Below are 7,592 nucleotides of genomic sequence, written 5' to 3' on the forward strand. Positions count from 1 at the left end.
GTGCCGTGGGCCGGATCGCCGAGCTGTCGTTCGCGGAAGCGGACGAGCTGGCGGTCACGGCCATCGAGCTGGCACCTGTGGACGCCTGATCGTGCAGCTCGGCACGAGGTGGGAGGCCGGCGCCGAGCCGCCGGCCTCCGTCCCCGCAGCACTGCGCCCGGCGATCGCCGAGGTGGAGGCGCGCGGGCTGCGCGGCCATTGGACCCTCACCTGGCTCGAGGGGCGCCCGATCGCGGAGCTGGATGCCGGGTGGGAGGTCTTCCTCACGGCATCCGGCGAGATCGTCGCCCGCCCGTTCGAGGACTGATCACCCTCTTCCACCGCCTCCGGGGCGGGATCAGCGGTGTGTGATCCCGAGCGTCGCGAGAAGGTGGTCGACCTCGCGCGGGTCGTGACGTCTGGTCTGCTGCTCGCGGAGCAGGTCGAGCGCGAGCTCGCGGCGCTCGGCTCGAGCGGCGATGCGCCGCTCGACGTGGCCGGTGAGTGCTGTGGCGATCTGCTGCAGCAGACGCTCGAACGGTGTGGGCGAGACGAGGCGAAGGGTCGCTGTGGTCATGGTCACTCCTGTTTCATCGTGCCGCGGCTGTTCGCCACGGGAAGATCGAAGACCTCGGCGCGCAGCGACACGCGCCGAGTTCCGGGCAGCGATTCCTGCCCGCGATAGCGCTCGACCGCCGCGTCGACGACCGCGGTGAGCTCCTGCTGCAGCGCGGCCATCTGCTCGGCCGTGATGTCGAGCGTGGTCGTCATGATGAGGCCGGCATCCTGCCATCCGTCGGGCTGCGCGGACTCGGGACGATTGATGTAGTCCATCAGCGTCTGATGACGCAGGCGGAGGAACTCGGTCGTGACGATCTGGGCCGCGGCGCGGTTCGACGGCGACATCGCCTCCGCAGGTCCCGGCATGTTGATGCGGCCCTTGGGTCGCTCCCACCACCGCTCGCGTGCCGTGCCGCGGTCAGGCACCTCCCGGATGAGGTCGTGCGCGGCCAGGGCGCGCAGGTGGTAGCTCGTCGCCCCCGAGGTCTCACCGATCAGTGCAGCCAGACTGCTGGCGGTCTGCGGACCGCGCTCGCTGAGCAGATCGTAGATCCGCACCCGCAGCGGATGCGCGAGGGCTTTCAGCGCGCTCGGTTCGAGGGTGCGGCCCGCGGCGTCGTTCGTGGTCATGGTGCAAAGATACTCTTGCAAACAAACCTTTGCAAGGGTTTCTTTGCATCCATTCATCGTCTCCGCGCCAGGTGAGAACTCTCTCATCGATCAGCGTCGATCCGGCCGGTGGGCGAGACTTAGGGCGTGGTGTCTCGCTGGACGATAGTCGGCGCGCCGATCGGCGTGCTGCTCGCTGTGGGCGCCTGGTGGTGCGTCGATCGGATCACGTCCGCCCCCGACCCCGACCTGGGGCCTGCCATCGTGGTGACCCCCGCGACCGGTGACCCGACTCCGCCGCCGACCCCGGGGCCGGGAAGGCGACCGGCGCCCTCACCATCCACGCTGCCTCCGGATACGGTCGTCGTACCGCCGGCCCCCGTGCCGGATGCCGGCGGGGACGACGACATCGACGACTCCGACGACGACGCGGATACCGACTCCGACAGTGAAGATGACCCCGATGAGTGAGCGTCGCCCCGGGCGTACGGTGCGCACCCGCATCCTCACCGCCACCCTCTGCGTCGTCGCTCTGGCGCTGATCGCGATCATCTTCGTGACCGGCAGAACGCTGTTCGCCCGCGTGGAGTCCACCGCCGCGCTCGAGCTCACACACGAAGCGGCGAAGCTGCGGGCATACGCAGAGAGCGCCGATGCGCGCGCCGCCGACGGCTCCCCCGACACCCGTGCACTGCTCACGGACTATCTCAGTCAGCACGTGGCAGAGACGCACGAGACGCTGTTCAGCATCGTCGACGGCGTTCCCGATCGGCGCAGTCGCGCCGAACCGCTCGTGCGCCTGGACCGCTCGACCGATTTCATCGCCGAGGTCGGCGGGGTCACCGAGCCGATGTTCGACCGCGTGCCGACACCGGCCGGGCCCGCGATGTACGCGGCGCTGCCGGTGCAGGTGAGCGGGGACGATGCCCGCGGCGTGCTCGTCGTGGTGCAGTTCCTCGGCCCGGAACAGGCCGATGCCTGGTCGACGGTGTTCACCATGGCGGCAGCGGGCTGCTTCGCCCTGCTTCTGGCCGCCTCTGCCGGATGGCTCGTCGCGGGCCGCGCGCTCACCCCGATCCGAAAGATGCGCGAGACCGCGGCCGAGATCGACGGCGGCGACCTGCACCGACGCATCGACGTCTCGGGCACCGACGACGTGGCGCAGCTCGCGGTGACCTTCAACCGGATGCTGGATCGGCTGCAGTCCGCGTTCGACGGTCAGCGGCGCTTCCTCGATGACGCCGGCCACGAGCTGCGCACGCCGATCACCGTCGTCCGCGGACACCTGGAGCTGATGGGCGACGACCCGGTTGATCGCGAGCAGACGCTGCGGCTCGTCGACGATGAGCTGCGGCGCATGTCGCGCCTCGTCGACGACCTGATCCTGCTGGCGCGGTCGGAGCGTCCGGACTTCCTGATCACCGCGCCGACCGACGCCGCGGACCTCGTCGTCGAGACACTGGCCAAGGCCACGGCTCTCGCCACGCGCGCCTGGGCGCTGGATGCGGTGCCGGAAGGCGAGGTGCTCGTCGACGAGCAGCGTCTCGCGCAGTGCCTGCTGCAGCTGGCCGCCAATGCTGTGCAGCACACCGTCGAGGGGGATGTCATCGCGATCGGCGGAACATCCGATCACGAGCGGCTTCGCCTGTGGGTGCGCGACGAGGGATACGGGATCCCCTTCGCCGAGCAGCCGCACATCTTCGACCGGTTCCACCGCGGAGCGGGCACCCGCCACGCCGGCAGCGGATTGGGTCTTGCGATCGTCGCGCGCATCGTCGAGGCGCATGGCGGCAGGGTGAGCGTGAGCTCCACGCCGGGCCATGGGGCGAGGTTCCTAATCGACATCCCGCACGCCCGAGAGGAGCCGCGATGAACCGCATCCTGGTCGCCGAGGACGAAGAGCGCATCGCCTCGTTCATCGAGAAGGGGCTTCGCGCGAACGGCTTCCGCTCCGAGGTGGTGAGCGACGGCAACGATGCCGTCGCCTTCGCGCGCAGCGGCGACTTCGACCTCATGGTGCTCGACATCGGGCTCCCCGGTCTGGACGGATTCAGCGTGCTGCGCCGGCTGCGCGCCGAGCGGATCGAGCTGCCCATCATCATCCTCACCGCCCGCGACGCCGTCGAAGACACCGTCGCGGGCCTCTCGGGCGGGGCGGACGACTACATGCGCAAGCCGTTCGCCTTCGACGAGCTGCTCGCCCGGATCCGCCTGCGCCTGATCTCCGAGAGCGCGGCGGCGGCGGTGGTGCTGCGCGCCGGCGACCTGACGCTCGATCTGCGCACGCGCCGGGCGACCGTGGGGGAACGTGCCGTCGAGCTGACGACGCGGGAGTTCTCGCTGCTGGAGACGCTGCTCCGCCATCCCGACGAGGTGCTCACCCGGCAGCAGCTGCTGAGCCGGGTGTGGGGCTTCGACTTCGACCCGGGCTCGAACGTCGTCGATGTGTACGTGCGCTATCTGCGAGGCAAGCTCGGCGCCGACCGCATCGAGACCGTGCGCGGCGCCGGATATCGACTCTCCGCGAGCCTGTGACGCAGGTGGCAGAGCGTCGCGGGCGATGATGTGAACTCTCTCATCCGGCCCTCACCTGCCCTTCACACCCAGCGTGGAGCATCGGAGAGAACCAATGGAGGAGTCCCATGTCTCTGATCGTCGCCCTCATCACCGATCTCGTCGCCATCACGGTGCTCGCCTATGTGCTGTACTTCCGCCGTCACCGTCGACGCGACCTGCTGCTGTCGTACGTGGCGCTGAACGTCGGCGTGCTCGCGGTGACCATCGCGTTGAGTTCGGTCGAGGTCGGCATCGGACTGGGGATCGGCCTGTTCGGCATCCTCTCGATCATCCGGCTGCGCTCGGATCAGATCACGCAGCAGGAGATCGCCTACTACTTCGTCGCGCTCGCCCTCGGTCTGCTCGCCGGCCTGCATCCCGCAGAGGCGTGGGTGACGCCCGCGCTGTCGGCACTCATGCTGCTGGTGATGTTCGTCGTCGACGGACGCTGGGTGGGCGGGCGCACGCGTCACCAGTGCATGACCCTCGACCGGGCGTACACCGACGAAGAAGCGCTCGTCCAGACGCTGCGCTCGCTGCTGGGCGCGTCCACTCTGCGCGTCGAGGTGCGCGAGGTCGATCTCGTGCGTGAGATCACCGTCGTCGACGTGCGCTTCCGGGTCGATTCGCGTGTGCGCCCGACAGGGGCGGTGCAGGAGGATCCCCTCCGAGCGGATGCTGTTGCCGCCGAACCGGATGTGCGGGCGCTGATATGAGCACCGCCGCGCTGCTCGCCGACCGGGCGCCGATCTCTCTCGCGCAGCTCGACGCGACGGCCTCGCTGATGACCCGGGTCGATCGGAAGTACTTCGTGCCGCAGCCGCTGCTGGCCGACCTGATCGGCCGGCTCGACGGGCGCTGGCGTGTGCTCGACATCGACGGGCGCCGCGCGTTCCGCTACCGCACGATGTACTTCGACTCGTCGCGCTTCGACCTCTTCCGCCAGCACGTGCAGCGTCGCCGCAACCGCTTCAAGGTGCGCACGCGTCTGTACTGCGACTCCGGCGACTGCCTGCTGGAGGTGAAGTCGAAGGGACTGCGCGGACGCACCGTCAAGCAGCGCATCCCGCACGATCCGCTCGCGCGTGACCGCCTCGACGCCCGTGCGAGCGCATTCAGCGCGGCGATCACCGACATGGGCGCCGCGCAGCTGCATCCGGTTCTGAAGACCCTGTACCTGCGCAGCACGCTGACCGATGGCGCCCGCCGCATCACCCTCGACGCCGATCTGAGCTGGTCATCGCCGCAGCGCCGCATCGACGGACCTGGGGATGTGCTCGTCGAGACGAAGTCGGATGCCGGGGCGGGGACCCTCGACCGGATGCTGCTGCAGCACGGCATCCGGCCGCACGCGGTCAGCAAGTACTGCCTGGGCGCGTCGCTGCTGTATCCGCACCTGCCCGGCAACGACTGGGCGCGCCTGCGCCGGCGCTACTGGCCGGGCGCGGTCAGCTGACCGCAGCCCGCGCCGCGACGAAGGCGGCCACGCAGCGCTCGACCTGCTCGTCGGTGTGCGCCGCAGAGAGCTGCACGCGGATGCGCGCCTTGCCGCGCGGCACCACGGGGAAGCTGAAGGCCGTCACGTACACGCCCTGGCGCTGCATCTCGTCGGCGATGCGCGCGGTGAGCGCGGCATCGCCGAACATCACCGGCACGATCGGGTGCTCTCCGGGAAGCACGTCGAAGCCCTCCTGGGTCATCCGGCGGCGGAACAGCTCGGCGTTCCCGGTCAGCCGCGCGCGCAGATCCGCCGAGCCCTCGACGAGGTCGAGCGCAGTCAGCGTGCCCGCAACGATCGCGGGCGCCAGGGTGTTCGAGAACAGATAGGGCCGCGAGCGCTGGCGCAGCAGGGCGACGATGTCGCGATGCGCGGCGACGTAGCCACCGGACGCACCGCCGAGCGCCTTGCCGAAGGTGCCGGTGTAGATGTCGATCCGGTCCGAGACGCCGCACAGCTCGGGCGTGCCCCGGCCGTTCTCGCCGACGAAGCCCACCGCGTGAGAGTCGTCGACGAACACCAGGGCGTCGTAGCGCTCGGCGAGGTCGCAGATCTCCTGCAGCGGGGCGATGTAGCCGTCCATCGAGAAGACGCCGTCGGTGACGACGACGCGGAATCGGGCATCTGCCGCGGCGGTCAGCTGCTCCTCGAGATCGGCCATGTCGCGGTTGCGGTAGCGCAGGCGGCGCGCCTTCGACAGCCGGATGCCGTCGATGATCGACGCATGATTCAGCTCGTCCGAGATGATCGCGTCGTCCGCGGTGAACAGCGTCTCGAAGACGCCGCCGTTCGCGTCGAAGCACGAGGAGTACAGGATCGCGTCGTCGGTGCCGAGGAAGGCGGCGAGACGACGCTCGAGCTCGAGATGCTGCTCCTGCGTGCCGCAGATGAAGCGCACGCTCGCGAGGCCGTATCCCCACTCGTCGAGGGCGCGGCGGGCGGCGTCGAGGATGCGCGGGTCGTCGGCGAGGCCGAGGTAGTTGTTCGCGCAGAAGTTGAGCACCTCCTGCCCGCCCGTGACGATCTGAGCCTTCTGCGGTCCGCTGATGCCGCGCTCCCGCTTGGTGAGTCCCGCGTCGTCGATGCCGGCGAGCTCGGCCCGCAGGTGATCCTTGAATGTCGCGTACATGGCGGCTCCTTAGAGTTGGGTCCAGTCGAGGATGATCTTGCCCGTGCCTGCCGACTCGGCGGCAGTGAAGCCGCGCTCCCAATCCCGTGCGGGGATCACGTCGGCGATCACGCGGGTGATCGATTCGCGCAGGCTCGCGCTGGTCTGCAGCATGGCGCCCATGGCGTTCCAGGTCTCGAACATCTCGCGTCCGTAGACGCCCTTGATCGTGAGCATGTGGGTGACGAGCTTGCCCCAGTCGATGTCGAAGCCCGCGCTGGGAAGGCCGAGCATGGCGATCTGCCCGCCGTGGTTCATGTTGTCGATCATGGCCGGAAGCGCCGAGGGCGCGCCGCTCATCTCGAAGCCGATGTCGAAGCCCTCTCGCATTCCGAGCGCACGCTGCGCCTCTCGGATGTCCTGGTGCGAGACGTCGACGACGGCGTCGGCGCCCATCTGCGTCGCCATCTCGAGCCGAGGCGCGCTGACGTCGGTTGCGACGATGAACCTCGCGCCGGCGTGGCGTGCGACCGCGATGGACATGAGGCCGATCGGGCCGCATCCCGTGACCAGCACGTCCTCGCCGATCACGCGGTACATCAGCGCGGTGTGCACGGCGTTGCCGAGCGGATCGAAGATCGCGCCGAGCTCGGGCGTCACGTCGTCGTGATGCACCCAGACGTTGGTGGCCGGGAGGGAGAGGTACTCGGCGAAGGCGCCGTCGCGCTGCAGTCCGAGGCCGATGGTTCGGATGCACATCTGCCGACGCCCCGCACGGCAGTTGCGGCATGTGCCGCACACGATGTGCCCTTCGCCCGACACGCGGTCACCGATCGAGATGTCATGCACCATGTCGCCGACCTCGACGACCTCGCCGTAGAACTCGTGCCCGGGGATCAGCGGCGTCTGGATCGCGGATGCGGCCCAGTCGTCCCAGCGGTGGATGTGCAGATCCGTGCCGCAGATGCCGGCGCGCAACACGCGGATGACGACCTCCCCGGCGCCGGCCACCGGATCGGGTCGGTCGACGAGCTCGAAGCCGGCACGCGGCTCGCTCTTGAACAGTGCCTTCATGCTTCGATCTCACTTCACTCGACGTTGTAGAGCAACGACCTCTTTCTGCACGGTTCATTAAGTTCCACTGAAACTAGGATGAGTGCGTGGAACTCCATCAGCTGCAGATCCTGCGCGAGCTCGGCGCCCTCGGCAGCGTCACCGCCGTGGCCGATGCGCTGCGCGTCACGCCGTCGGCCGTCTCGCAGCAGCTCGCCGCCCTGCAGC

At 69.2% G+C, this 7,592-nt stretch carries 11 protein-coding genes; 7 read left to right on the forward strand and 4 right to left on the reverse strand.

Going from position 1 to position 7,592, the window contains the following annotated elements; translation table 11 throughout:
* On the forward strand, positions 1-307 hold a 307-nt coding region (locus RT309_RS09235; protein ID WP_396654443.1), incomplete at its 5' end, for a hypothetical protein.
* 30 nt (positions 308-337) lie between these two features.
* Here RT309_RS09235 and RT309_RS09240 read toward each other — a convergent pair.
* Entirely contained in the window at positions 338-556 is a 219-nt protein-coding gene (locus RT309_RS09240; protein WP_313356577.1) for a hypothetical protein, read from the reverse strand.
* 2 nt (positions 557-558) lie between these two features.
* Entirely contained in the window at positions 559-1,170 is a 612-nt protein-coding gene (locus tag RT309_RS09245) for a helix-turn-helix domain-containing protein (RefSeq protein WP_313356578.1), read from the reverse strand.
* A gap of 126 nt (positions 1,171-1,296) precedes the next feature.
* On the opposite strand from RT309_RS09245, the gene RT309_RS09250 reads away from it, so the two are divergent.
* The 5 genes from RT309_RS09250 to RT309_RS09270 all read left to right on the forward strand — a co-directional run bounded on the left by RT309_RS09250 (position 1,297) and on the right by RT309_RS09270 (position 5,161).
* A complete protein-coding gene (locus RT309_RS09250; RefSeq protein ID WP_313356579.1) occupies positions 1,297-1,620 on the forward strand; it encodes a hypothetical protein in 324 nt (107 codons plus the stop codon).
* Entirely contained in the window at positions 1,613-3,022 is a 1,410-nt protein-coding gene (locus RT309_RS09255; RefSeq protein WP_313356580.1) for an ATP-binding protein, read from the forward strand. The genes RT309_RS09250 and RT309_RS09255 overlap by 8 nt, the downstream gene beginning before the upstream one ends.
* Positions 3,019-3,684, forward strand: a complete 666-nt coding sequence (locus tag RT309_RS09260; protein ID WP_313356581.1) for a response regulator transcription factor — start codon at positions 3,019-3,021, stop codon at positions 3,682-3,684. Before RT309_RS09255 ends, RT309_RS09260 begins: the two co-directional genes overlap by 4 nt.
* A 107-nt stretch (positions 3,685-3,791) precedes the next feature.
* The gene (locus RT309_RS09265; protein WP_313356582.1) at positions 3,792-4,421 is read left to right on the forward strand and encodes a DUF4956 domain-containing protein; all 630 of its coding nucleotides are present in this window, start codon (positions 3,792-3,794) and stop codon (positions 4,419-4,421) included.
* Entirely contained in the window at positions 4,418-5,161 is a 744-nt protein-coding gene (locus tag RT309_RS09270; protein WP_313356583.1) for a polyphosphate polymerase domain-containing protein, read from the forward strand. Before RT309_RS09265 ends, RT309_RS09270 begins: the two co-directional genes overlap by 4 nt.
* Here the strand turns inward: RT309_RS09270 and RT309_RS09275 are convergent.
* The gene (locus RT309_RS09275) at positions 5,154-6,332 is read right to left on the reverse strand and encodes a glycine C-acetyltransferase (protein ID WP_313356584.1); all 1,179 of its coding nucleotides are present in this window, start codon (positions 6,330-6,332) and stop codon (positions 5,154-5,156) included. The genes RT309_RS09270 and RT309_RS09275 overlap by 8 nt on opposite strands.
* Positions 6,333-6,341: 9 nt before the next feature.
* Complete coding sequence (tdh, locus tag RT309_RS09280; RefSeq protein ID WP_313356585.1) at positions 6,342-7,385, reverse strand: L-threonine 3-dehydrogenase; 1,044 nt, start codon at positions 7,383-7,385, stop codon at positions 6,342-6,344.
* An 86-nt stretch (positions 7,386-7,471) separates the two neighbouring features.
* Between tdh and RT309_RS09285 the strand changes: the two genes are divergently transcribed.
* On the forward strand, positions 7,472-7,592 hold a 121-nt coding region (locus RT309_RS09285), incomplete at its 3' end, for a LysR family transcriptional regulator (RefSeq protein ID WP_313356588.1).

Source organism: Microbacterium sp., from assembly GCF_032084865.1.
Taxonomy (GTDB): Bacteria; Actinomycetota; Actinomycetes; order Actinomycetales; family Microbacteriaceae; genus Microbacterium.